This is a genomic window from Methylobacillus caricis (assembly GCF_020532705.1).
Lineage (GTDB): Bacteria > Pseudomonadota > Gammaproteobacteria > Burkholderiales > Methylophilaceae > Methylobacillus > Methylobacillus caricis.
In genome coordinates this window covers 1,525,938-1,551,060 of sequence record NZ_JAJAVD010000001.1, presented here as the reverse complement: position 1 = coordinate 1,551,060, position 25,123 = coordinate 1,525,938, and the positions used below count along the sequence as shown (strand labels likewise).

Annotated in this window: 17 protein-coding genes and 1 tRNA gene; 7 read left to right on the top strand and 11 right to left on the bottom strand. The window is 51.7% G+C overall.

Going from position 1 to position 25,123, the window contains the following annotated elements:
* The first annotated feature begins 24 nt into the window (after positions 1 to 24).
* Genes lolA through serS form a run of 3 tightly spaced genes read left to right on the top strand, consistent with a single transcriptional unit; the run spans position 25 to position 3,328 of the window.
* The gene (lolA, locus tag LG200_RS07285; protein WP_226756906.1) at positions 25 to 633 is read left to right on the top strand and encodes an outer membrane lipoprotein chaperone LolA; all 609 of its coding nucleotides are present in this window, start codon (positions 25 to 27) and stop codon (positions 631 to 633) included.
* A gap of 54 nt (positions 634 to 687) precedes the next feature.
* Entirely contained in the window at positions 688 to 2,010 is a 1,323-nt protein-coding gene (locus LG200_RS07280) for a replication-associated recombination protein A (protein WP_226756905.1), read from the top strand.
* Positions 2,011 to 2,035: 25 nt separating this feature from the next.
* Complete coding sequence (serS, locus tag LG200_RS07275; RefSeq protein ID WP_226756904.1) at positions 2,036 to 3,328, top strand: serine--tRNA ligase; 1,293 nt, start codon at positions 2,036 to 2,038, stop codon at positions 3,326 to 3,328.
* A 55-nt stretch (positions 3,329 to 3,383) separates the two neighbouring features.
* On the opposite strand, the gene LG200_RS07270 is transcribed toward serS, so the two are convergent.
* Together LG200_RS07270 and mltF are read right to left on the bottom strand one after the other, a co-directional pair.
* Positions 3,384 to 5,141, bottom strand: a complete 1,758-nt coding sequence (locus tag LG200_RS07270) for a cation:proton antiporter (RefSeq protein ID WP_226756903.1) — start codon at positions 5,139 to 5,141, stop codon at positions 3,384 to 3,386.
* Positions 5,142 to 5,225: 84 nt separating this feature from the next.
* Positions 5,226 to 6,644: a membrane-bound lytic murein transglycosylase MltF gene (gene mltF / locus LG200_RS07265; RefSeq protein WP_226756902.1), complete on the bottom strand. Its 1,419-nt coding sequence runs from the start codon at positions 6,642 to 6,644 to the stop codon at positions 5,226 to 5,228.
* Between the two features lie 124 nt (positions 6,645 to 6,768).
* Here mltF and LG200_RS07260 point away from each other — a divergent pair.
* A tRNA-Ser gene (locus LG200_RS07260) sits at positions 6,769 to 6,859 on the top strand.
* Positions 6,860 to 7,015: 156 nt separating this feature from the next.
* Here the strand turns inward: LG200_RS07260 and LG200_RS07255 are convergent.
* Positions 7,016 to 7,867: a DMT family transporter gene (locus LG200_RS07255; RefSeq protein WP_226756901.1), complete on the bottom strand. Its 852-nt coding sequence runs from the start codon at positions 7,865 to 7,867 to the stop codon at positions 7,016 to 7,018.
* A gap of 235 nt (positions 7,868 to 8,102) precedes the next feature.
* Here LG200_RS07255 and yegD point away from each other — a divergent pair, with 235 nt between their 5' ends.
* The 3 genes from yegD (at position 8,103) to LG200_RS07240 (ending at position 15,096) form a co-directional block, all read left to right on the top strand.
* On the top strand, positions 8,103 to 9,359 hold the full coding sequence (yegD, locus tag LG200_RS07250; protein ID WP_226756900.1) for a molecular chaperone: 1,257 nt from the start codon (positions 8,103 to 8,105) through the stop codon (positions 9,357 to 9,359).
* A gap of 240 nt (positions 9,360 to 9,599) precedes the next feature.
* Complete coding sequence (locus tag LG200_RS07245) at positions 9,600 to 14,012, top strand: response regulator (RefSeq protein ID WP_226756899.1); 4,413 nt, start codon at positions 9,600 to 9,602, stop codon at positions 14,010 to 14,012.
* Positions 14,005 to 15,096: a response regulator gene (locus LG200_RS07240; protein WP_226756898.1), complete on the top strand. Its 1,092-nt coding sequence runs from the start codon at positions 14,005 to 14,007 to the stop codon at positions 15,094 to 15,096. The genes LG200_RS07245 and LG200_RS07240 overlap by 8 nt, the downstream gene beginning before the upstream one ends.
* A gap of 68 nt (positions 15,097 to 15,164) precedes the next feature.
* On the opposite strand, the gene LG200_RS07235 is transcribed toward LG200_RS07240, so the two are convergent.
* From LG200_RS07235 to guaA, 8 genes are all read right to left on the bottom strand, one after another.
* Positions 15,165 to 16,760 (bottom strand): ABC-F family ATPase, encoded by a 1,596-nt coding sequence (locus tag LG200_RS07235; protein ID WP_226756897.1) that lies wholly within the window; start codon positions 16,758 to 16,760, stop codon positions 15,165 to 15,167.
* Positions 16,761 to 16,799: 39 nt separating this feature from the next.
* Positions 16,800 to 17,405 (bottom strand): nitroreductase family protein, encoded by a 606-nt coding sequence (locus LG200_RS07230; protein ID WP_226756896.1) that lies wholly within the window; start codon positions 17,403 to 17,405, stop codon positions 16,800 to 16,802.
* A 13-nt stretch (positions 17,406 to 17,418) separates the two neighbouring features.
* Complete coding sequence (locus tag LG200_RS07225) at positions 17,419 to 17,916, bottom strand: GreA/GreB family elongation factor (RefSeq protein ID WP_226756895.1); 498 nt, start codon at positions 17,914 to 17,916, stop codon at positions 17,419 to 17,421.
* 250 nt (positions 17,917 to 18,166) lie between these two features.
* Positions 18,167 to 20,602: a TonB-dependent receptor gene (locus LG200_RS07220; protein ID WP_226756894.1), complete on the bottom strand. Its 2,436-nt coding sequence runs from the start codon at positions 20,600 to 20,602 to the stop codon at positions 18,167 to 18,169.
* A 107-nt stretch (positions 20,603 to 20,709) separates the two neighbouring features.
* Positions 20,710 to 21,666, bottom strand: coding sequence for a FecR domain-containing protein (locus LG200_RS07215; protein ID WP_226756893.1), 957 nt, complete (start codon positions 21,664 to 21,666; stop codon positions 20,710 to 20,712).
* A gap of 15 nt (positions 21,667 to 21,681) precedes the next feature.
* A complete protein-coding gene (locus LG200_RS07210; RefSeq protein WP_226756892.1) occupies positions 21,682 to 22,185 on the bottom strand; it encodes a sigma-70 family RNA polymerase sigma factor in 504 nt (167 codons plus the stop codon).
* Positions 22,186 to 22,480: 295 nt separating this feature from the next.
* The gene (trpS, locus tag LG200_RS07205; RefSeq protein ID WP_226756891.1) at positions 22,481 to 23,506 is read right to left on the bottom strand and encodes a tryptophan--tRNA ligase; all 1,026 of its coding nucleotides are present in this window, start codon (positions 23,504 to 23,506) and stop codon (positions 22,481 to 22,483) included.
* 50 nt (positions 23,507 to 23,556) lie between these two features.
* Positions 23,557 to 25,119, bottom strand: coding sequence for a glutamine-hydrolyzing GMP synthase (gene guaA / locus LG200_RS07200; RefSeq protein WP_226756890.1), 1,563 nt, complete (start codon positions 25,117 to 25,119; stop codon positions 23,557 to 23,559).
* Between the last annotated feature and the right edge of the window lie 4 nt (positions 25,120 to 25,123).

The window sequence follows — 25,123 nt, the reverse complement described above, 5'->3', positions numbered from 1 at the left end:
GTTAAGTTCCATTCAAAGGATGTTATGAAGCTTCTGGCAGTATTGTTGATGGCAGTGCCTATGTTGGCTGAGGCTGCTGGTGTTGAGTCATTGAAGGACTTCTTCAAGTCCACGGCATCCATGCGTGCACGTTTTCACCAGGTGGTGACCGATGCCCAGGGCGGCCTGGTGCAGGAAGTCGACGGGAGCGTGCAATTGCAGCGTCCCGGCAAATTCCGTTGGGATTATGACAAGCCCTATGTGCAGCAGATTGTGGGCGATGGTGAAAAGGTCTGGCTGTACGACCCTGAATTGAACCAGGTGACTGTGCGTGCGCTGGGCAAGGCTATAGGCTCAAGCCCGGCTTCATTGCTGGCTGGCGCTCAGGATGTGGAGCGCAATTTCACTGTAACGTCAGTCATTGGGCGCAAGGATGGGCTGGAATGGGCCCAGGCCGTCCCCAAGGCGGACGATAGCGGCTTTGAGAAAGTCCTGCTTGGCTTCAAGGGCGATGTGTTGCAGAAAATGGAGTTACATGACAGCTTCGGCCATATGACCTCCATCCAGTTTACCAAAATGGAGCGGAATCCTTCCATTAGTGGAAATGCATTCAAGTTTGTTGCACCAGCCGGTGCAGATGTTGTGGGCGAGTAAGGCATGCCGCCTGGCAGCACCTGCCTGAAACATGCTTACTGATAGAGATACCGATTGACCGGATTATTTGAACCGATAGCCCCTCAAGCGCCTTTGGCCGAGAGATTGCGTCCCAAGGCCTTGCAGGAGGTGGTGGGGCAATCGCACTTGCTGGGCGAAGGAAAGCCGCTGCGCCTGGCTTTTACATCGGGCAAGTTGCCATCAATGATACTGTGGGGCCCGCCCGGGGTAGGGAAAACCACGCTGGCCCGGTTGATTGCCAATACGGCTGACGCCGAATTCATTCCGCTTTCTGCTGTACTGGCTGGCATCAAGGATATACGGGAAGCGGTAGACCGCGCCGAGCATACCTTGCAGCAATCCGGCCGCCGCACCATCTTGTTTGTGGATGAGGTGCACCGATTCAACAAGGGTCAGCAGGATGCTTTCCTGCCCTTTGTTGAGAGCGGCTTGATCACCTTTATCGGCGCCACGACGGAAAATCCTTCGTTTGAAGTGAACAGCGCGCTGTTAAGCCGTGCACAGGTATTTGTGCTGAACGCCCTGTCTGAGGATGAACTGAAACAGTTGCTGGACAGGGCTCAGCAGGAAATGGCGCCTGAAATCAGCCTTGCGCCTGAAGTGGTGGAGCAGGTGCTGGGCTATGCCGATGGTGATGCAAGACGCCTGCTCAACTTTGCCGAAGGCCTCTTCAATGCCGCAATTGCGGCGGGTATAGGTGCAATTGATGAAGCATTCCTGCAATCCACCATGGCCAGCAAGTTGCGCCGTTTTGACAAGGGTGGCGAAGCGTTCTACGACCAGATTTCCGCCTTGCACAAGTCCGTGCGCGGCTCCAATCCGGATGCTGCCTTGTACTGGTTCTTGCGCATGATAGATGGCGGGGCGGACCCTCTTTATCTCGGGCGCCGCATTGTGCGCATGGCTGTCGAGGATATCGGCATTGCGGACCCAAGGGCGCAGACCATGGCGCTGGAGGCCTGCCAGATTTATGAGCGCCTGGGTTCACCCGAGGGTGAGCTGGCATTGTCCAATGCCGTGATCTACCTTGCGGTGGCGGCCAAAAGCAATGCGGCCTATATGGCCTATAACCAAGCCAAGGCTTTTGTTGCCAGTGACAAGTCCAGGCCTGTGCCGCTGCATTTGCGCAATGCACCTACCAAGCTCATGAAGGCGCTGGATTATGGCAAGGAATATAGGTATGCACATAATGAGCCGGGCGCGTATGCCGCTGGCGAGAATTACTTTCCCGATGACTTGGCACCCATGAGTTTTTATGTGCCTACCTCACGCGGGCTCGAAGGTAAAATCAGTGAAAAAATGGCGCACTTGCGCGAGCTTGACGAGCAGGCCCGGGCAAAAGGCCGCAAGAAATAATCAATATCAGGAAAACCTAAAACCTATGCTAGATATCCAGCAACTTCGTAATGATCTCGATACGGTGGTGGCACGCCTTGCCAGCCGTGGATATGCCTTTGACACTGCCGCTTTTGCCGCGCTGGAAAATGAACGCAAGACCGTGCAGACCCGTACCCAGGATTTGCAGGCCAGGCGTAATGCCACTTCCAAGCAGATTGGCATTGCCAAGTCAAAAGGTGAGGATGTGACTCCCATCCTGGCCGAAGTGGCTGGTTTGGGCGATCAACTCAAGGCTGATGAAGAGCGTCTTGCAATTATCCAGTCCGAGCTACAGAACCTCTTGCTGAGTGTGCCCAACCTGCCTCATGAAAGCGTACCACCGGGAAAGTCAGAGGAAGATAACGTTGAGGCGCGCCGTGTCGGTACACCGCGCAGCTTTGATTTCGAGATCAAGGACCATACTGACATCGGGACGCCATTAGGGCTGGATTTTGATACGGGTGCCAAGCTTGCAGGCGCACGTTTCACCCTGATGCGCGGCCAGATTGCCCGCCTGCATCGCGCACTTGCGCAATTCATGCTGGACACACAAACCGAAAAGCATGGCTATACGGAGTGCTATACGCCTTATATGGTCAATGCCGAGAGCCTGCGAGGCACCGGCCAGTTGCCGAAGTTTGAAGCGGATTTGTTTGCAACACAAAAGGGCGGCCAGGAAGGTGAGGGAGAAGCTCTATACCTGATCCCGACTTCAGAAGTGACGCTGACTAATACTGTACGCGATGAGATCGTGGCACTGGACACTTTGCCAATAAAGCTGACTGCCCATACCCCTTGCTTCCGCTCAGAGGCCGGTTCCTATGGCCGCGATACACGCGGCATGATACGCCAGCATCAGTTTGACAAGGTGGAGATGGTGCAGATCACCCATCCCGAAAAAAGCTATGAAGCCCTGGAAGAGATGGTAGGCCATGCTGAGTATATCTTGCAGTCACTGGGCCTGCCTTATCGCGTGGTGTCATTGTGCACGGGTGATATGGGATTTGGTGCCAGCAAGACTTATGACCTTGAAGTATGGTTGCCTGCGCAGAATACTTACCGCGAAATTTCCTCAGTATCCAATTGCGAGGCATTCCAGGCCCGGCGGCTGCAAGCGCGTTTCCGTAATGAGAGCGGCAAGACCGAACTGCTGCATACACTCAATGGCTCTGGCCTGGCAGTAGGGCGCACCTTGGTAGCTGTGCTTGAAAACAACCAGCAGTCGGATGGTAGCGTCACCGTGCCAGAGATATTGCGGCCTTACATGGGCGGTGTGGAAGCAATACATCCAATTTAAGTGATGTTGCCAAGCAAGGCCCCGTTTATGCATACCGCATAAACGGGGCCTTGCTTTAATGATCTTCCTTTTCTTGATTCAGTGTTTCTATCAATGCAATCTGCATGCGGTAATGCAGCATGACAAACCAGCGCCAGAGCAGGGCCACCAGCCCGGCGACAATCACCAGCACCAGCAGCAGCACATCCACTGGGGGCAGGATGCTGTGTCCTAGCGTCAGGATCAGCAGGGTCATGCCAATGACAGAGGCAGTATTCACAGCCTTGGCAATAAAATGCTGTACACGCTGGCTGTCATTGCCGCTCATCCCTTGGGTACTGTGATCTGCCAATAACAAGCCTAGCGATTGCAATTTCCTGAATGCTGCAATCAGGAAAGGGGCCGCCAGCAACAGGGTTACTCCCCAGGCCAGGGCTTGATGCCACATGAGGTCATGCAAGGGAGAGGGCAGTTTGACCAAATGGGAATTTACCAGCCACACCGCACCCAGGAACAGTGCGCTTACCATGCATAAGTTGACGAATACCTGTAATAACAGTTTTCGATAAATATTAGCGAGGATTGCGCTATCACTGTCCGGGGCATGGCTGGTGGATAGCCAGTCGCTGTATAGCCGGAAAAACTGGGAGATTTTCTGTGGCATTTTGCGCGCCAGCGACATGGAGAGCGGATCAGCGGCCTTGATCAGGTATGGGGTCGTCAAGGTGGTAATGACTGAAGCAGCAACGGCAATCGGGTAAAGGAATGAACTGGTGACACCCAGTGTCAGCCCTAGTGAGGCGATAATGAAGGAAAACTCCCCAATTTGCGATAAACCCATGCCAACGCGTAATGAGGTGCGGCCATCATTGCCAGCCGCCATGGCGCCCAGGGAGCAGGCAAAGATTTTACCCAGGATGATGACCAGGATCACCACCATAATCGGCTTGGCATATTCGATAATGATGTTGGGGTCCAGCATCAAGCCGATGGCAACAAAGAAAATCGCGCTGAACATATCCCGGATGGGGGCAATGAGACGTTCGATGGCCCTGATGCGGCGTGATTCAGCCATGATGGCGCCGATCATGAAGGCTCCCAAGGCCACGCTGTAATCCAGCTGCATTACCAGAAGGCAGAAGCCAAAGCATAGACCGAGTATGGTAATCAGGAGCATTTCGTCACGTTTGAAACTGGCAACATATTCCAGCAGCTTGGGGACCAGGATGATGCCGAGTACCAGTGCAACCACCATGAACAGGGTCAGCTTGGAAATGGTGGCGGCTGCATCAAGTGTGGAAACATGGCCGGTAGCGGCAATACCGGAGAGCAGGGCGATAATCCCTATCCCCAGGATATCTTCCACGATCAGCACACCAAAAATAAGCTGGGCAAAGCGCTCATGCTTCATATTGAGCTCATCCAGCGCCTTGACGATGATCGTCGTTGATGAAATGGCGAGCATGGCACCGAGGAATATGGAATCCATGGTTTTCCAGCCAAAGTAACTGCCAATCTCATAGCCCAGCCAGCACATGACCACAATCTCGACCAGAGCCGCCACTAGGGCTGTTGCACCCACTGCCCGCAGTTTGCGCAGACTGAACTCCAGCCCGAGCGAAAACATGAGGAAGACAATCCCCAGTTCTGCCAGGATTTCTATAGTGTGGTTATCGTGAATCAGTGGTATTGGTGGCGTGTACGGACCGATGATCAGCCCAGCCAGAATGTAGCCCAGCACCACCGGTTGTTTCATGCGGTGGAATATAATAGTGACCATACCTGCCACCAGCATGATGACAGCCAGGTCCTGTATAAAGGCTGCGGCGTGCATAGAAATCGAATTTACTTTCTTCTTATAAGGCTTTGAGCCTCTATTTTATAACGATACCGGCATATTGATTGCGCGGTAAAGGACTCATTCCTGGCTTATATTGTTGCCATAGCCGCTGAGGCCTGCCACCTCAAAACTGGGGAAGATAGGCATATGCCGTGGCTCACGCTTGACCAGTATCTTGTGATAGGTCCGAACAGATTCGACAAATATCACCGGTGCGCCACCGCGGGCATATCCATATTTCAGCGTAGAGTAATGCTCTTCCTTGTTCAGCAGGGGCAGGGATTTTTTTACATCCACCCAGCGATCCGGGTTCAGCTTCAGCCGTTGTGTCAGTATGCGGGCATCCTGCAGATGTGCGTAGCCAATATTATAGGCAGCCAATGCCATCCATGTACGGTCAGGTTCATGCACTGATTCCGGGATCAAGTCCTTCAACATAAGCACATAACGTGCCCCGGCAATAATGCTTTGTCGGGCATCGAGGCGGTCGGTGACGCCGAGACGGTCGGCAGTGTCCTCTGTGAGCATCATCATGCCGCGCACATTGGTGGGAGAGGTATTGAACCTGTCCCAGTGAGACTCCTGATAGGCAATTGCGGCAATTAACCGCCAGTCCAGCCCCGTCAACTCCTGTGCTTCATGGAATAAATGTTTGTACTGTGGCAGCAGGGATTCGGAACGTTGCATGAAACTCGTGACATCCACAGGTTTCAAGCGGTCGGCATGGCCGTAATAGCGGTCTATCAGATTGCGTAACGTTCCATCATTACTGATACGCTCAAAATACGCATTGGCCTTGTCATAAAGCCATTTGTCGCTGGTTTTTGCAAAAGCCCATGCCACCTGTTCCGGTTTGCCAAGGGGCATGCTTGCACCAAGATTGGGATAGTAGTTCTGCACCAGTGCAATCAGATGGCCGTCTGCAACCGTATAATCCAGCTCCCCCTCAGCTACCCGCGCCAAAAGCTCATCGGAATTTGCTTTTGGGGTTTCAGACCAGTGTAGCTTGGGTTCTTTTTCCTTGAGCTGTAACAAGCGTTCAGCGTAGCTGGTTCCCGCGGGGATAAGGATCTGCTTGCCAATCAGCTCCTTGACTGAAGCAGGCGCTTTGGTCTGCTCGGTATTGAAAACCAATTGTTGCTGAACGGTCTGGTAAGGCTTGGTGAACTGCACCATGTGCTCACGCATGCGCGTGATACTGAGGTCGGCTGCAGCAAAGTGGGCTTTTTGCTTTACAAGGGCAGGGATGACTTGTGAAATATTGCTAACGACCAGAAACTTGACACTGTATTCCGGCCCCAGTTCCTTGACAAAATTCCTCACAAGATCGTACTCAAGGCCGGCATATTGGTTGCTACCGCTATAGTAGTAAGTACTCGGCCCATTGTGCGTTACCACAATGATTTCCTTGCTTTGCCTAGGGTCTGGGAGAGGCTTTGGCGCCTCCTTACAGCCCATGAGCAACAGCACTAATAATGTAATGACCAGTGAGCGCATCCGATCAAGTTTCCTAAAGATTGCTCTCTTTGTCCAGTCTGAGTTCATTATAGTTCTTGATACAAGGGACTCTGCAGACTGAAAATTTACTTGATATCGCTGCTAAGATATAATCCGCGCTCGCGGAGAGGTGGCAGAGCTGGTTGAATGTACCTGACTCGAAATCAGGCATACGTGAAAGCGTATCGAGGGTTCGAATCCCTCCCTCTCCGCCATCAATGTCCTAAAGTCCGATACACTGAGGTTTCGAGCATTTTTGTATCGAGATTTGGTAGCATTTTGGTAGTAAAACAATATGCTCAAAATTCCTGAATTTCTATTATCTGCAATCCGCATTACAGAAAGCAGTTCACACGCTCCTTTCTGATATATCAGAGTGGGTCTTTAACTGCTTCAACAGCAATTCCCCTGGACTTGTGCCACAACACCAGCATGCCACTTGCGCAAATAATTGCGATGCCTGTCAATCCGTAAATATCAGGAACATGCCCAAAGACCAAATAGCCAATCAGCCCTGCAAATATCAATTGACCATAAGTAAATGGTGCCAGGGTTGAAGGATTGGCGTGGTGGTATGCCTCTGTCATCAGCAGGTGGCTGACCAGGGCAGAAATGCCCAGGCCCAGTAACAGTAAAGTGTGATAGGCGCTGGGGGTTTGCCAGAAGAAGGGGGCGATACAGCCGAGCACAGCACTGCCAACCAGGCCACTGATCAGGTTTGTTGTTGCGGTGCTGTCAATTGCGTTGAGTTTATGAGTAATTAATTGATACAGGCTGAAGGTAAATGCAGCGCCTATTGCCAGGATGCTGATTGGAGTGAAGAGTGCTCCGCCTGGCCTTAACATTACCAGTACTCCTGTAAATCCAAGCAAGACAGCGATCCATTGTAGCAGCGTGACGCGTTCGCCTAGTAAAGGTCCGGATAGTGCGGTCACGATCAGCGGGGTGAGGTAGATAATTGCTGTGCCTTCAGCCAGCGGGATGTAGCGTAGTGCGGAGATAAACAGCATATTGGTCCCTACCATGCACAATCCACGAAGCAATTGCAGGCCTGGGCGGCGTGTCTTGAAGATGGACAAGCCCTTACGTGGCAATAGCACTGCCAGCATGAGGCCGCTATGGATGACATAGCGTATCCAGATTACCATCACGACTGCATAAAATCCCGCCAGGTATTTGGAAAGTGCGTCACTTCCTGCGAACAGGAAAATGGCACCGAACATGCATAGAATGCCCTGGAACAATTGCGTTTTGGAGTATTGGATCATGTCAAAGTAGAGGCAGTACTTATACAAAAAATGAGGGTTGGGTTGGATGCATTGTGCCGTCAAAGCCGAAGCGTGAGTGTAGCACCCAAATAATGATGCCTAGTGTCGAATCCCAAGTCTACTATGCAGGGACGTATAATACTGGACTTTGAATTAAAGCCTGGATCAGGCAGTCATGGGTTTTTGAATAATGCATTGCGGTATAGATTACGGTACTTCCAATTCTTCCATAGGTATCACCAGGGACGGGCGGGTAGTGCAAGCCATGCTTGAGGATGGCAGCCATTATCTTCCATCGGCGATTTACCGTGCGATTCCAGAGCATGAATTGCAGGATCATGAATCGCTGACCATACGTCAACAACTGGGCAATGCGCAGGGGCTGCTATATGGTACAGAGGCTATAGAGGCCTATATACGCAATCCAGGAGATGGACTTTTCATGAAGTCGCCCAAGGTGTTTCTGGGGAGCGACCTGAATAAGGATCAACTGGACTTCTTCCAGATCATTATTGCAAAGATGATGATGCATATCCTGGAGCAGGGACGGGCTTATTATCAAGAGGACATCAGGCAGGCCGTGATAGGGAGGCCCATACGTTATCATGGTATTCATGGGGAGAAGGGAGATCGCCAGGCACTGGGGATTATGCAGCAGGCGGCAGAGCAGGCTGGATTGGACGACATTGTGTTCATGTATGAGCCATTGGCGGCAGCCCTGGATTATGAGCAGACACTGATTGCAGATGAGGTTTTGCTGGTTGTGGATGTCGGTGGCGGCACTACGGATTGCTCTGTGGTCAAGGTTGGGCCTTCATACAGAATGAAGAAAAAGCGGGACGATGATTTGTTGGCTTATACCGGGAACCGGATTGGTGGTGTGGACCTTGATATCAATCTCGGTTGGCACAGCATCATGCCATTGTTTGGCAAGGATACTGATGAACTGCACAATAAGGCCTATGATGCGATATCGGTAAACAGCATCCCTAGCCAGCAGGCGTTTTATTCTCGTTTTGAGATGCCTGTGCACGGCCAGGCAGATGCAGCACGCCAGCGCTTATACCAAGTGTGGCTGCATAAATTGAGTAATCATCTGGTGAGAAGTGCCGAGCTTGCCAAAATTGCCCTCTCTGATGCAGACATCCATGATTTCAGCTTGGGCTACGTTGAAGAGGGGCTGATGGTCACCGCTTCTCGGGAGGGTTTTCGCCAGGCGATAGAACGATCTACAGACAAAATACGCAAAGTGATTGAAGATGCATGCCAGGCGAGCGATACCGCCATCGATAAAATTTATCTGACAGGGGGGTCTGCCGTGTCACCAGTAATTCAGCAAGTGATTCGCAATGTGATGGGGAACGGCATTCCTTTTGTGTCAGGTAATATGCATGGTAGCGTAGCTTGCGGGTTGGCTACATTTGCTGAAAGATATTTTGCTGCCTAATTGTTAGAAATAAAACTAAAGTTTCTCGCGCTGTTGCCGGTAATAATAAACTGGTAGTCTGTTAATTATTAAAGATGGCGGCCCGGTTGCAAGCGCCATCAATCAATATAAGTATTCAGTACCCATCAGTCAGCGTTGTAATGGCTTGATTGCAATAACACTAAGAAGCATAGTCGACAAGATAGTGGCTGATCAGGACCAGCCACTTAATAATAAAAAAACGAATATACGAAAGTGCTTATGGTAAAGATACGGCATGACCGGATATTGGCATTCAGCGTATTTATATTTGGCGTGGTCATCACTACGCTTCTTGCGCGCACCCAGTATTACAATACTGCGCTGCACTCACGTCAGCTTCAACTGGTGCAAACAGCAGGGCAGGAGCTTCACCACACCATTCATTCTGAGTTGCAGCATGCGGTCGATTTTGTGCAGACAACCGCATGGCTGTTCAATGCCAGCGAGTCTGTCACTCGTAGCGAGTTTCGTGAGTTTGCCTTACGCGCAATTGCGAATAGCCCTTTGTTACGCGAACTTCAATGGCGACCACGCGTTACCGAAGAAGAGCGCAGGCAATACATCAACGACGCCCGCAAGGACGGCCTGACAGAGTTCAATTTCCTGCAGCTTGATCCAGATAGTGGCCGCTATGTCCCTGCTGGACAGAGACCTGAATATTTTCCCATTTTTTACAGCGAGATGGTGGGCCAGGATGCCGCCGCGCCTTCAATGCTGGGAGTTGATACCGCCTCATCTGCCGCAGATTTTGATGTAGTCAAGAATGACGTAGACCATGGGTTCAACGTCACCGCTTCTTTGGTTCAGGAGGGCGGAGGCAATATCTCAACCCTGTTGGTGCATGTTCCAGTATTTCAGGGTGGAGTTAATCAAGCCACAACCCTCAAGAGTTTCAAAGGATATATTTCCGGTCGTTTGTCTTTGCAAAAGCTGTTCCATGATATGGAACAAAAGGCAGAAATGCTGGGTGTGGATGTATTTCTGCTGGATAGTAACAACCTCCAGCACCCAATATTTTATGTGATTGGCGGGGAGAGTGATCTAAATCCGCTTGATTTTGATCATTCACACCAGCGTCATGGTTTTGATACTGTCTTGCCATTTAATCTTGCAGGGTTCGACTGGCAATTAATTGTCCATCCGCGGCCGGCACTGCTGCTTAATCATGCCAGCCGCGTCCTGATGATTATTGTCGTTGGCTTGGTTATTTCCTTGTTGCTGGGCTTATTGGTATACCGCATGTTAAGAGAGCAACGTGCGGTGAAAGCCTCTCAAGAGTTGCTGGGCGGCCTGACTGGCAGTCTCCCCATAGGTGTTTTTCAGACTTTTTCCATGCGTGGCCAGGTCTTGCGCTTCAGCTTTGTTAACCCCAGTGCGAGCCAGATGCTAGGGGTTACGAGCGATGCGATCATGGAAAAGTGGGAAAACGCATTTATCCATGTCATTGATGAAGGCAAACAAAAGCTGGTCACAGAACTGCGCCAGGCAAAGCGACAACAGCGATTATGGGATGGGGAGTTTCGTGTCCAGTTGGATGATGGTGTCCATTGGATACATGCACGTGCCATTCCCAAGCGTGGCCTGGGCGGGGAGCTTTTCTATAATGGTTATATTGAGGACATTACAGAACGCAAGCGTATTGATCTGGAAAATAAATCCCAAAGCCTGTTTTTGCAGCAACTGATTGACAATATTCCCAGTCCCCTGTTCTTCAAGGGGGCGGATAGTTGTTTTCTTGGGTGCAACCGGGCATATGAGCATGAGTTTGGGGTCAGTCGCGATTATATGGTGGGCAAGACAGTACTGGATATGGATTACCTGCCCTACGAAGATCGGGTAGCTTATCAAAAGGAAGATGAGCATGTCATTGAGACGGGGGCGACGATACATAAAGCCCTGTCTCTGGAGTTTGCGGATGGCAAGATACATCAGGTGTTGTATTGGGTGAGTGGCTTTCGTTTGCCTGACGGTTCCCCTGGGGGCATGGTGGGGTCAATAGTCGACATTACTGCCCAGCGCGAGGCTCAAAATGCATTAAGCTTGGCGATAGATCAACAGAAAGCCATTCTGGACTCTGCCCCATTGGGGATTATTGAATTAAAGAACCGTCAGGTCATAAGGTGCAACCGCAAGTTCGAGCATATGCTTGGATACTCTCAAGGCGAGCTCATCGGCCGCTCAACCAGGGAGTGGTTCTCCACCGATCAGGGATACCAGCAAGTTGGCTCACAGGGCTATGAGATATTGCGCCGTGGCGAAACCTATACCGATGAGCAGCAATTTGTTCGCAAGGACGGGACGAAATTCTGGTGTCGCATATTTGGCCATGCCGTTGATATCAATGATCCGGAAAGCCAGAGTGTTTGGCAGTTCGAGGATATTACAGAGAAGCGGATAGCAGAAGAGCAGCTGAGGCAGGCCAGGGACGCCGCAGAGGAAGCCACACTGGCCAAATCCATGTTCCTGGCCAATATGAGCCATGAAATCCGTACCCCCATGAACGCGGTGATCGGCCTGGCTCACCTTGCACTGAAAACCGAGCTTACTCCCAAGCAACGTGACTATCTCGGCAAAATCCACAGTGCAGGGATGTCATTGCTATCGGTGATTAACGATATTCTTGATTTCAGCAAGATTGAATCTGGGCGCATGGATCTTGAGCAGATTGAGTTTTCACTGGATCAGGTACTGAATAGTGTAACCAACACACTGGCCCATACTGCGAGCGATGCCGGACTGGAGTTGCTGTTTGATGTCGCGGATGACGTACCGAGAAACCTGATTGGCGATCCTCTGCGACTGGGTCAGATATTGTTGAACCTGGTCAGCAATGCCATCAAGTTTACGCATGAAGGTGAGGTGATCATTCGTTGCCAGTTGCTGGACTCCAATGATCAGCAGATCAAGTTGCAGTTTTTTGTCATTGATTCAGGAATCGGCATGGATACTGACGCCTGCAACCGGTTATTCCAGCCATTTACCCAAGCGGATGGATCAACAACGCGCAAATATGGAGGCACTGGGCTCGGCCTCACCATATGCAAGCGTCTGGTTGGCTTGATGGGAGGCGATATCTGGGTAACTAGCGTGCCCGGGCAGGGGTCAACTTTCACTTTCACTTCATGGTTTGGCAATGGCGCTCCGGCAAAGCCATATATTCTCGTCAACGAGCTGAATGATCTGCATGTCATGATTGTGGACGATAATGCGGCTGCACGCAGCATATTGGCCAGTCAGCTAAGTTTTCTGCCATTCAGGCTGAGCTATGCGAAGTCTGGCAGTGAAGCGGTATCCATGGTTAAAGAGTTTCAGCACCACCAGCCTGTAGACCTGGTGTTGATGGATTGGAAAATGCCTGGCTTAAGTGGCCTTGATGCTGCCAGGTTGATCAAGCAGGATACCAGCTTGGCCAAAATACCAGCCATTATTATGGTGACTGCCTACGGTCGCGAGGAAGTCAGGCGCGAGTCCGAAGATTTGAACCTGGATGCGTTCCTTGTCAAACCGGTCAGCCAGTCATCACTGATTGATACTTTGGTTGGACTCTATAGCTCGGCGGTTCCCGAACAGGCTTATGTGTTGCCCAATCCCAGCTATGACCTGAGTGAAATGCGGATATTGGTGGTCGAGGATAATGAAATCAACCAGCAGATCGCCAGTGAGCTTCTCCAATCAGTAGGCGCTACTGTCGAAATTGCCGAGAATGGCCAGGTAGCACTGGATAAGCTGATTGCAGCCCCTGCCGGTTATGACGTGGTGCTGATGGATCTGCAAATGCCGGTGATGGATGGTTATGCCGCCACTTCCGCGATCCGCTCGGATCAGCGTTTTGATCATCTGCCAGTGATTGCCATGACGGCCCACGCCACGCTTGAAGAACGTCAGCGCTGTATTGACCTCGGTATGTCGGGGCATGTTACCAAACCCATAGACCCTGATGTGCTGTACCAGACCTTGTCGTGTTTCCATCCACACAAGCGGGTAGATACATCATTAATGGTGTCTGAAACAGGAGGATATTCTTTGCTTGAAATTCAGGGATTCAATGTGCCAGATGCCTTGCGCCGGGTGGCAGGCAATCAGGAGTTGTATATTCGCTTATTGAAGCAGTTTGCAGCCAGCCAGGCTGATTCAGCTTTCGAGATACGCAAGGCTCTCGGTGAAGGCAGGGTAGAGGACGGCGTACGTCTTGCGCACAATATCAAAGGCGTGGCCAGTAATCTGGGTGCCACTGCCCTGGCAGAGGCTGCCTCTGAATTGGAGCAAGCCTTGAGGGAGCAGGCCGGGGTCGAGCTTGCACTGGATTTGTTCGCATCATCCCTGGCGGATGCGATAGATTCGTTGGCATCGGTGTTAGGCCAGCATGCCCAGCAGGTGCCCCCAGCCACGATCAGCAAGCAGCATGGCAAAGAGGTTCTGCAGAAAATCCAACAATATCTCGAAGCACGTGATGCGACTGTGCAGGATTATATTGATGCAGAACATGCCACGTTGAAAGCGGTTCTGCCGCACCAGCAATACCAGAAATTGGCTGAACTTATCAGTTTTTATGATTTTGATGCGGCTCTGTTATTATTAAAATCAATATTGACGACCTCCTCATTAGACAATCAGGACAAAGGCAATGAATGAAATGTCGGATGTCATACATAAGCAAACAATTCTGGTTATTGATGATAAGCCTGAAAACCTTTCCATAATCAATGCCTTACTTAAAGAGTTTTATTATGTCAAGGTAAGCACTTCGGGAGTTGATGGCCTGAAGGTGGCGCAGTCACTGCCGCAGCCGTCGCTCATTCTGCTTGATATCATGATGCCGGATATTGATGGCTATGAGGTTTGCCGCCAACTCAAGGCCAATCCCGTGACGGAAAATATCCCGGTTATTTTCCTGACTGCAAAAATCCATATGGAAGATGAGCAACGCGGGTTTGACGTCGGGGCTGTAGACTACATTGTCAAGCCGATTAGCCCTCCCATTGTGCTGGCGCGTGTGCAAACACACCTGTTCTTGAGCGACCAGCGGCGTTTCCTGGAATACCAGGTAGAACAGCGTACCCGCGAGATTGCCCTCATTCAGGATGTCACTATTTTTGCATTGGCATCACTTGCGGAAACTCGGGATAACGAAACCGGCAACCACATCCGGCGCACACAGACTTATGTGAAGCTGCTTGCCGAAAAGCTTTGTGAAACCCCCAGGTACGCCGCTATGCTGACGCCGACTGTGATTGATATGTATTATAAGTCAGCCCCTTTGCATGATATTGGCAAGGTAGGGATTCCTGACCGCATCCTGCTCAAGCCGGGCCCATTGAGTGAAGATGAATATGCCATCATGAAAAACCACTCAAAATTGGGTGCCAGTGCGTTGATTGAGGCAGAAAAACTTATTGGCCGTAAGAATAATTTTCTTCAATATGCGCGTGAAATCGCCATGTGGCATCACGAGTACTGGGATGGTTCAGGTTATCCAGATGGCTTGAGTGGGGAAAATATTCCCCTATCTGCAAGACTGATGGCGATTGCTGATGTTTATGATGCCTTGATCAGTGAGCGTGTTTATAAAGGGCCGATCGCGCACGACATTGCAGTACAGATGATGGTGGAGGAACGGGGAACGCATTTCGATCCGGATATCATTGATGCGTTTGTGGCAATCCAGGATAAATTTAAGCAGGTGGCAGAACAATATGCGGATCATCGGAATGAGTGATGGATGGAAATAAAAAAGGATTGCTTAGCAATCCTTTTTTATTTTTTACTGAAGTGTAAAGGCTGAGCTTATTCGACGCCCTGGCTTGCCAGGTAATCTTCGTAATTGCCACTGAAGTCTACGATACCATCCGCCTTGATTTCGATGATGCGTGTAGCCAATGAGCTGACGAATTCACGGTCATGGCTGACAAAGAAGAGCGTGCCCTTGTACTTATCCAGCGCAGTATTCAATGCCTCGATAGATTCCATATCCATGTGGTTGGTTGGTTCGTCCATCAGCAATACATTGGTGCGCGCCAGCATCAGCTGGCCGTAGAGCATGCGGCCTTTCTCGCCGCCGGATAATACTTTTACAGACTTCTTGGTATCTTCGCCGGAAAACAGCAGCCGTCCCAGCATACTGCGTACTGATTGGTCGTCGTCTCCCTGCTGAGTAAATTGCGACATCCAGTCGAACAGGTTGAGATCTTCTTCAAACTCGTATTCGTGATCCTGTGCAAAGTAACCCAGCTTGGCCTTGTCAGTCCATTTCACTTCGCCGTGCTGAGGTGTCAGGTCGCCTGCTAAACAACGCAGGAATGTAGTTTTACCGATACCGTTTTCACCGATAATGGCGACTTTTTCACCTGCTTCGAAGATCAATTCCACATCATTGAACAATGGGCGATCAAAGCCGTGGCTGACCTTTTTCAGTTCTACGGCGTTGCGGTGCAGCTTGTCGCGTTCGTCATATTCAAAGCGGATGAATGGATACTGGCGGCTGGACGGCTTGAATTCCTCAATCTTGATCTTGTCGATCTGCTTGGCACGGCTGGTGGCCTGCTTGGCCTTGGATGCGTTTGCAGAGAAGCGGCGCACAAATTCCTGCAAGTCCGCGATTTGCTGCTTGGCCTTGGCGTTGTCCTTGGCTTGTTGGGCGCGGGCCTGGGTGGAGGCTTCCATGTAGTCATCATAATTACCTGGATAAACCGTCAGCTTGCTGTAGTCCATATCCGCGGTATGCGTACATACCTGGTTCAGGAAGTGACGGTCATGCGAGATGATGATCATGGTGCAATCACGATTGTTCAGTACATCTTCCAGCCAGCGGATGGTATTGATGTCCAGGTTGTTGGTCGGCTCATCCAGCAGCAGGATATCAGGATTGGCAAACAGCGCCTGTACCAGCAGCACGCGGAGTTTCCAGCCTGGCGCAACAGCGCTCATTGGGCCGTTATGCTGCTCAATGGGAATCCCTACACCCAGCAGCAATTCGCCTGCACGGGCTTCTGCAGTATAACCGTCATATTCCGCATACACGCCTTCCAGCTCTGCAGCACGCATGTAGTCTTCTTCCGTGGCTTCCGGGTTCATGTAGATTTCGTTCTTTTCTACATTGGCCTTCCACATTTGCTCATGGCCCATCATCACCACGTCGATGACGCGCTGGTCTTCATAGGCAAACTGGTCCTGGCGCAGGAACGCCATGCGTTCATTGCTATCCAGCGAGATATTGCCCGATGTCGGTTCCAGCACCCTGGCCAGAATTTTCATATAGGTTGATTTGCCACAGCCATTGGCGCCAATCAGGCCGTAACGGTTACCTTCACCAAACTTGACCGATACGTTTTCAAATAATGGCTTGGCGCCAAACTGCATAGTGATGTTGTTGCTGATTAACACGGTGTTTTCCTAAAAATCCTAAAATATTCTGTGAGTTTGCTACTTGAACTTATTGCGAATAACCACCTCATCCAGTGCCAATTGCCCACCACGTGGTTTCGCAGGCTGGATACCCTTGCCTATGGCGACATACATCGCGGGCGTATGGTCACTTGGCAGGTTGAGCAACTTGGCTACGGCATCAAAATCAAAACCATCCATCGGACAGGAGTCGTAGCCCATTTCCCTGGCGGCCAGCATCAAGGTAGTCGCTGCCATACCGCAGGAACGCATGGCTTCATCGCGTTGCACCTGTGGCTTGTCGCGGTAATAGTTGTCGATGGCATTGACCAGATAGTCTTGTACAGATTGCTCCGCATTACGCCAATAGCGGCGTGGTTCCTTATCCCAGGCCTTGAGGTCTGCGGTCAGCACAACAAGCAGGGAGGCGTCCGTGACTTGGGCTTGTCCCCAACTGACATCACGCAATTGCTGGCGCAATTCCGGCTCCTGCACCAGCACAAATCGCCAGTTCTGGATATTGAATGCAGTCGGGGAGAGTACTGCCAGTGACATCAGTTTTTCAATCTCGGCCTCGGACATTGTGTGGCTGGCATCATATGCTTTCACAGAACGGCGTGTTTCAATGGCATTGATTACATTCATTTCTTGAATTCTTTCAATAATGGATACCAATAACTTCCAGCTCAAGTTCGCCCACGGGACGCTGCCAGGTAGCGCTGTCGCCCACCTTTTGGCCCAGCAATACATGGGCCAACGGTGAAACCCAGCTAACGCGGTTGCTGGCAATATCGGCTTCATCCTCACCGACGATCATAAACGTATGCGTTTCACCGTTTTCATCCTCAACTTCCACGGTGGCACCAAATAACACCGTATCAGTGGGCTGCTTGGCAGGATCAACCAAAATGGCGGATTCCAGCCGGGCATGCAGATAGCGCAGATCACGGTCTATCATCGCCAGCTGTTGCTGGGCGATCGGGTCTTCCTTGCGCTGGGTGAAATTCAGGCGCTCCGTTTCCAGTATGCTGGCTTGTCGCTGCAATTGCTTGAGGCCAGTTGGAGTGACGTAATTGGGATGGGGGCTAAGCGGCCGCTCTGGCAAATCCGTACCAGCGTGCTCAAGGTCATCCTCTTTTACAAATCCACGGCTCATGGCGCATGACCTATAAAACCTTGAATTATAACCTAAGAGGTGATCTGCGTCCTGCCGACGTGATATTGCACGAAATAGGGTATCGATACCGCCGAATAGCATGGACCGCTCCTGAGAAATGGAATCTAGTCTGATGTTGGAACGTATGGCTGAAAAACTGGTAAGTGCTGTTGGATGATGAGGGAATGAGATAGAGGGCGGGCGCTATGGCATAGGTCATAGCGCCTGTTGAGCACGGACGAACAGAAATCTAGAAATCCGCTGAGACTGATAATAGGACCGTGCGTGGTGCCCCTACCGTCAGGCCTTCTCGCGCCGCAGATAGCCAGTAATTCTTATCGAACAGATTTTCGATTGTGCCTCTCATGGTGATTGGTGTTTTTCCGGCAACAAATGCATATCTTGCCCCCAGGTCATAACGTGTCCAGGTTGGAATCTTTTGTGTGTTTTCAGCATTCACATATTGTGGGCTGGTATGAACCATGCGGGCTGTCAGTGTTAATCCTGGGACAATGGGGGTATCCCATTCTCCGGCAAGGTTGAATTGCAGCCTGGGCACTGCGGGTGCTGTATTGCCGTCATTGGTGCCGCCCTCGGTTTGGGTCAGCTTGCCCTGGGTCCAGGCTAGGCCACCCAGTACGCGGACGTGGTCAATGGCTTCACCTTGAGTGATCAGCTCAATGCCGCGGTTGCGTTGTTCGCCATCCATATCAAATCGTTGCGTGGTTGGGTCCGTAAAACCAGCTGGGCGTTCGATCTGAAATGCGCTCAGAGTGGTCGCAAAGCGTCCAAAGTCATATTTCACGCCAGCCTCATGTTGTTTGGACACTGCAGGGGCAAACATTTGGCCGGCATTAGTTGCGCCGGTAGGGGCGGTCGATCCCTGGTTCAGCGCCTCAATATAATTGCCGTAGAAAGACAGTTGCTCTGTTGGCCTGATCACGAGTGCAACGGCCGGTGTCAGATCGGATTTGTCGTAATGATCAGTCCTGATACCGGTAGTGCCGTTGAAGTTTGAAGCTTCGACTTGCTGGTGGCGCGCGCCCAGAGTGAGTTGCACCTTGCGGTCCGCCAGGGAAATGGTGTCTGCGATAGCGAGGCTGCGTAGCCTGGATTCACTGGTCTTGGGTAGATTGCCACTGAGTACCAGGGTAGGCTCGCTAAAATTTACTGGCGAATAGATATTGGAAAATGCAAAGGGGACATTGGGCGAACGTAACAGTCTGTTTTCCTGAGAGAAACTGTTGATGCTCAAGACCAGCTCATGTTCAACTGGCCCGGTGGTGAACTTGCCTTTAGCTCCCGCTTCAGCTGAGAGGTTTTTGATGGATTCATCCAGGCGATAAGGCCTGAAAGCTAGCAGACCCTGTGTATTTTGTAGCTGCATCTGCGTTTGCAAGCTCTTGAAGTCATATTCCTTGCCACCAAGAGCGCCATAGAGAGTCCACGCAGGGGTCACGTCGAACTCAGCACGTACGGCCCCTGATACTTCATTGGTTTTCCAATAGGTCCATTTCTGGATGAAGTTTTTATCCGCATCTGGTGCAGAGGCAATCCTGCCTGTCGAAGGAGCGAATAGCAGGCCGCCGCGCCCTTGTGTGTTGCGGTGTTGATAGTTGAAGTCGCCTTCGATGCGCAGGCGCTCACCCTGGAAATCCAAGCCGATGGCAATTGCATCCAAGCTTTCCTTGGCGTTATCAACAGGCGTGTCGCCGGAGCTGGTCATTGCATTGACGCGCACGCCCAGTTGTTGCTCTTCGCCGAAGCGGCGGGCAACGTCAATATGGGTCTCCAACTGGCTATCATCGATATGGGATAGTGTCAGACGATTGAGTGGCGTAGTGCCCGCGCGTTTGGGCACCAGGTTAATGGAGCCGCCAACCGATCCGGCAGGGGCCATGCCATTCAGCAGGGCGTTGGGGCCTCGCAGTACCTCAATGCGCTCAATACCAATCAGTGAACTGGTGTTGCGCGGTGTAACGCCATAGAGGCCGTTGTATAGCACATCGTAATTGAAAAGCGTGAAGCCTCGGATGTTGAACTCATCGCGTCCTGAGCTGCGTGAATAAGTGTTGCGAACCGATGGGTCGTTGACGAGCACATCGCCTATGCTCTGGGCCTGCTGGTCTTCGATCAGCTTGGCGGTGTATTGGGTGACACTGAAAGGCGTATCCAGGATGTCCTTGTTGCCCAGCAAGCCTAGCCGCCCACCACGAGCTGTTTGTCCGCCTGCATAGTCAGGTGGTAGCTTGTTTGCAGATTCTGCATGGGTGGTGACTGCAACTTCAGGTAGCTGAGTTGTAGAGCCTGCCTGGTTTGCGGTGGATGCGTTTGAAAGGCTTGGGCTTTTGATCAAGGAGTATTGGTTATTCTGGTTCTTTTTGGCAGCAAGCCCTGTGCCCGTGAGCAGGGTGTCGAATGCCTGTTCTACGGTGTAACGACCATTAAGTGCCTTGGATTGTTTGCCCGAAGTTTGTTCGGGTGTGAAGGTGAGAATCACCCCTGATTCGCTGGCAAGGGTTTGTAGCGACGTAGCGAGTTCTCCGGCCGGGATGGTGTATTGTTTGGTGGCCACTTGCGCGGCGCCAGATGACTCTTCTGCGATGGCAGCCTGATGCATGCCCGTTTGCAATGCGATGAGCAGCGCAAGTTGCAGTGTGCTGTGTGTGTAATGAGGTCGTTTCATGTTGTTCCCTGATAGTTGATTAATGCACTACATCAGGGAGGTCACTTGAGAATGAGAATCGGGCAGGATTTTTTGAATTTTTCTGAATAATGCGTGGGATGGTGACGCTAAGCATGGCTCGCTGTAATGCGCACCCAGTAACGTGTGCGATAGATAATGCTCACAGGCAGTGAGTTGGTGATGGCTTCAAGCGCCTGCGTGGTGTCGTTCAGCGTAAATACGCCTGAGATTCTCAAGTCCGCCACTGCATCATCGCAGCGGATAAAGCCAGGACGGTAACGCCCAAGCTCCTGCGCCAGATCGGCAAGGCGCATGTCATTGGCGAACAGCAAGCCTTTACGCCAGGCACCCGTTTGTGCGGGGATAGCAGAGGCTGGATATGCATGGTTGGTGGTGAACGAGGTTTGTTCGCCCGCATGTGCCACGAGGTTTGCACCTTCCATCGGAACAATATTGACCGCGCCTTCCAGCACAGTGACCTCAGTGGAGTCTCCAGCCAATTTGACGTTGAACTGGGTGCCCAGGGGCTGGATGTAGCCGTGTACAGTGAGCAGCCGGAATGGCCTGTGTTCATTGGCCTGGTGTCCAGTAGTTACCATGATTTCGCCATTAAGCAAGGTGACAATGCGGGCGGTATCAGTGAATTTGACGTCAATGGCACTGCGCGTATTCAACACGATCTGGGTGTCATCGGAAAGCGCAAGCTCTTTCAATTCGCCCGTGCCGGTGCTGTAGTCCGCTATTTGCAACTGCCATTGCTCTGTCCTGCTGGCCAGCACACCAGTACCAGCAAGCATCCCCAGCCATGCCAGCGCCTTGAGTGTGGAGCGCCTGCTTGCTGAATGCAGCGTGGATAAGGTCTGATAGGCGGCATGGGTATTGAGGCGATGCAGCGATGCATTCATGCTCTCAATATGTTGCCATGCGCGTTCATGCTCGGGGTCTGCATTGCGCCATTGCTGCAAGCGTTCGGCATCCTGTGGACCGAATCCTGCATCCATGCTGAGAGTGAGCCATTCTGCGGCTGCCTTGGAGATTTCTGGCGAAAAGGTGGTCGGTGCCATTGGGTTAGCTCATGCTCAAAACATCGAGAAAAAGCATTGCTGGTTTGCGCGAGTCAGGTATTGCTTGACCGAGCTGGTGGATACTTGCAGCACCTCGGCAATTTCTGCATAAGACAACCCTTCAAGATGTGCAAGCAAAAATGCTTTTTTGGCACGGCTCGGCAGGCCGCCCAAGGCTTGATCTATCTGTTGCAACAGCTCCAGCGCCAAGGCGCGATCTTCAGGTGAGGGGGCGTGCGCTTCTGGCAATGAAGCAAGCGCTTCAAGATAAGCTTCTTCAATAGCTTGCCGCCGGTGATAGTTGGCTACCAGGCGTCGCGCGACAGTGGCAAGAAACGGGCGTGGCTCGCGAATGTCCTGCGTGTAGTTGGAGCTAAGCACACTCAAGAAGGTATCTTGAGCCAGGTCTGCGGCTTGTTCTTTTTCTTTTACTTTGCGGCGTAACCAGCCGATCAGCCAGCCATGATGGTCGCTGTAAAGGTGGTGAAATAACTCATGGGGTAGGTGCGGAGCGGTCATGAGAATAATTGTGCCGAGATTTTAGTTGCAAATAGTTCTCATTTTATTGATTGTGCATGGTTTTGTATAGATGGTAGGGCGTGGGCGAGGCAATATATGTCAAGGTGCCCAGTGATGAGAAATATCGAGAGTGCTTTACTTGAACGATTCGGAAAGACTCACAATATTTTCGTCGTCCGCATATTCCATAAAATAAAAGCCAGGAGGCGGCATAAAAAACGCGACTTTTGACGGTCGCGTTTTGGAAAATTGGCAGGCTAATTGCAGAAGGCTGGCGAAATGGCAGCGTTGATACCTAAAAGTAGTTTAGCCCCAACGCAGCTTTCACTTCATCAGTAGTCTTGGCTGCCACTTCGCGTGCCTGTTCAGTGCCTTCACGCAACAATTGCAGGATGTAGCCCTTATCCTCCGCCAGTTCGGCACGGCGGGTACGGATTGGCTCCAGCAATTCCTGCAGCACGGCTTCCAGGCGTTTTTTCACGACGCTGTCAGCGAGGCCGCCGCGAGTGTAGTGGGCCTTCAGTTCTGCAACAGCGGCTTTATCGGTATCGAATGCATCCAGGTAAGTGAAGGCAATGTTGCCTTCAATATGGCCAGGATCCTCAACTTTAAGGTGCAAGGGATCGGTGTAGACTTTCTTCACTGCCTTGGCGACTTCGTCAGCAGTGGCGCCGAGATTGATGACGTTGCCCAGCGATTTGCTCATCTTGGCCTTGCCATCAATGCCAGGCAAACGGCCTAGTTCTGGTACCAATGCTTTTGCTTCCACCAGTATTTCACCTTTTGTCACTACGTTCTTGTAGAGACGGTTGAAGCGGCGGACGATCTCGTTGGTCTGCTCTATCATCGGGATCTGGTCTTCACCCACAGGCACGAGTGAAGCCTTGAAAGCGGTAATATCTGCTGCCTGGCTCACAGGGTAGGTTAGGAAGCCTGCGGGGATATCACGCTCAAAGTCACGGAGACGAATCTCTTCCTTAACTGTCGGGTTGCGTTCCAGGCGGGCGACGGTCACCAGGTTGAGGTAATAGAACGCCAGCTCGGTGAGCTCAGGAACTTGCGACTGGATGAATATGGTGGACAGTTTTGGATCGATGCCGACAGCCAGATAGTCCAACGCCACCTCAATCACATTGCGGTGCACCTTGTCGATGTCATCCATGTTGTCGGTGAGTGCCTGGGCATCTGCCAGCATGACGTATTGCTTGTATTCATGCTGGTAGCTGACGCGGTTGCGCAGGCTGCCGACAAAATGGCCCAGGTGCAGTGGGCCGGTAGGACGATCGCCAGTCAGGATGATAGGTTTTTGTGGGGTGCTCATAATCTTGTTCTCTTTTTCAGCCAACGTCTCAGTGCATGATGCAGCGGAATTTATTCCCACTCTATGGTTGCAGGCGGCTTGCCGGAAATATCGTAAACCACGCGGTTGATGCCACGGACTTCGTTGATGATGCGGTTGGATACCTTGCCCAGCAAATCGTAGGGCAGCTCTGCCCAGTGTGCGGTCATGAAGTCGCTGGTGACAACGGCACGCAAGGCTACGACATAATCATAGGTACGACCATCGCCCATCACGCCAACGGACTTGACGGGCAGGAAGACGGCAAAAGCCTGCGAGGTTTTCTCATACCAGCCGGAAGCGCGCAGTTCCTCAATGAAGATATGGTCTGCACGGCGCAACAGGTCTGCGTATTCACGCTTGACTTCGCCCAGGATACGTACGCCCAGGCCTGGGCCGGGAAAGGGGTGGCGGTAGACCATTTCATGCGGCAGGCCAAGTGCCACACCCAGCTCGCGCACTTCGTCCTTGAACAGTTCGCGCAATGGTTCCAGCAACTGCAGTTTTAGTGTGTCTGGCAGGCCGCCAACGTTGTGATGGCTCTTGATGGTATGCGCCTTCTTGGTCTTGGCACCAGCCGATTCAATCACGTCAGGATAAATAGTGCCTTGGGCCAGCCATTTTGCCTGCGGCAGCTTGGCTGATTCCTGCTGGAAAACCTCGACAAATTCACGCCCTATGATTTTGCGCTTGGCTTCAGGGTCGCTTACACCTGCCAGGTCACCGAGGAATTTTGCGCTGGCATCGACGTGAATGACCTTCACGCCCAGGTTTTTGGCAAAGGTTTCCATGACCTGCTCGGCTTCATTGAGGCGCAACAGGCCATTGTCTACAAATACGCATGTGAGTTGATCGCCGATCGCCCGGTGAATCAATGCTGCGGCAACCGAGGAATCCACACCGCCTGAAAGGCCGAGAATGACCTGGTCGCTACCGACATCCTCGCGGATGCGCTGCACGGCGGTTTCAACATAGTCAGGCATGTTCCAGCTTTGGTCGCAGCCACAGATGCCATGGACAAAACGGCTGAGCAGGGCTTTGCCCTGTTTGGTATGGGTGACTTCGGGGTGGAATTGCACTCCATAGAAACGACGCGTTTCATCTGCCATGCCTGCAATCGGGGTGGAGCTGTTGCTTGCGATAATCTTGAAGCCTGCGGGTAGCGCCGTCACCTTGTCGCCATGGCTCATCCAGACATCCAGCAGGCCGTGGCCTTCAGTATTGGTGCTGTCCTGAATATCCCTGAGCAGGGCAGAATGGCCTTGGGCGCGGAGCTCAGCGTAGCCGAACTCCCGCTTGGCAGCGTTTTCCACTGAGCCTCCCAGTTGTGCTGCCATGGTTTGCATACCATAACAGATGCCTAGTACAGGCACGCCAAGCTCGAACACGCTTTGCGGCGCACGAGGCGTTTCGTCTTCGTAGACTGAATTAGGACCGCCGGAAAGGATCACGCCAGCGGGGTTGAATTCACGGATAAAGTCATCGCTGACATCCCATGAGTGCAACTCACAGTAAACATTGGCCTCACGCACGCGACGTGCGATCAGCTGGGTATATTGGGAGCCAAAATCAAGAATCAGTATTTTCTGTTGCATGAGA

What these genes read in the sequence shown, in the direction of transcription:
- LG200_RS07210 (WP_226756892.1), bottom strand. Translation starts at nt 22,185, where the DNA reads ATGACCGCTCCGCACCTACCCCATGAGTTATTTCACCACCTTTACAGC.
- LG200_RS07270 (WP_226756903.1), bottom strand. Translation starts at nt 5,141, where the DNA reads ATGCACGCCGCAGCCTTTATACAGGACCTGGCTGTCATCATGCTGGTG.
- serS (WP_226756904.1), top strand. Translation starts at nt 2,036, where the DNA reads ATGCTAGATATCCAGCAACTTCGTAATGATCTCGATACGGTGGTGGCA.
- LG200_RS07215 (WP_226756893.1), bottom strand. Translation starts at nt 21,666, where the DNA reads ATGGCACCGACCACCTTTTCGCCAGAAATCTCCAAGGCAGCCGCAGAA.
- LG200_RS07245 (WP_226756899.1), top strand. Translation starts at nt 9,600, where the DNA reads ATGGTAAAGATACGGCATGACCGGATATTGGCATTCAGCGTATTTATA.
- mltF (WP_226756902.1), bottom strand. Translation starts at nt 6,644, where the DNA reads ATGCGCTCACTGGTCATTACATTATTAGTGCTGTTGCTCATGGGCTGT.
- yegD (WP_226756900.1), top strand. Translation starts at nt 8,103, where the DNA reads ATGCATTGCGGTATAGATTACGGTACTTCCAATTCTTCCATAGGTATC.
- LG200_RS07240 (WP_226756898.1), top strand. Translation starts at nt 14,005, where the DNA reads ATGAATGAAATGTCGGATGTCATACATAAGCAAACAATTCTGGTTATT.
- LG200_RS07230 (WP_226756896.1), bottom strand. Translation starts at nt 17,405, where the DNA reads ATGAATGTAATCAATGCCATTGAAACACGCCGTTCTGTGAAAGCATAT.
- LG200_RS07220 (WP_226756894.1), bottom strand. Translation starts at nt 20,602, where the DNA reads ATGAAACGACCTCATTACACACACAGCACACTGCAACTTGCGCTGCTC.
- trpS (WP_226756891.1), bottom strand. Translation starts at nt 23,506, where the DNA reads ATGAGCACCCCACAAAAACCTATCATCCTGACTGGCGATCGTCCTACC.
- LG200_RS07225 (WP_226756895.1), bottom strand. Translation starts at nt 17,916, where the DNA reads ATGAGCCGTGGATTTGTAAAAGAGGATGACCTTGAGCACGCTGGTACG.
- lolA (WP_226756906.1), top strand. Translation starts at nt 25, where the DNA reads ATGAAGCTTCTGGCAGTATTGTTGATGGCAGTGCCTATGTTGGCTGAG.
- LG200_RS07255 (WP_226756901.1), bottom strand. Translation starts at nt 7,867, where the DNA reads ATGTTCGGTGCCATTTTCCTGTTCGCAGGAAGTGACGCACTTTCCAAA.
- guaA (WP_226756890.1), bottom strand. Translation starts at nt 25,119, where the DNA reads ATGCAACAGAAAATACTGATTCTTGATTTTGGCTCCCAATATACCCAG.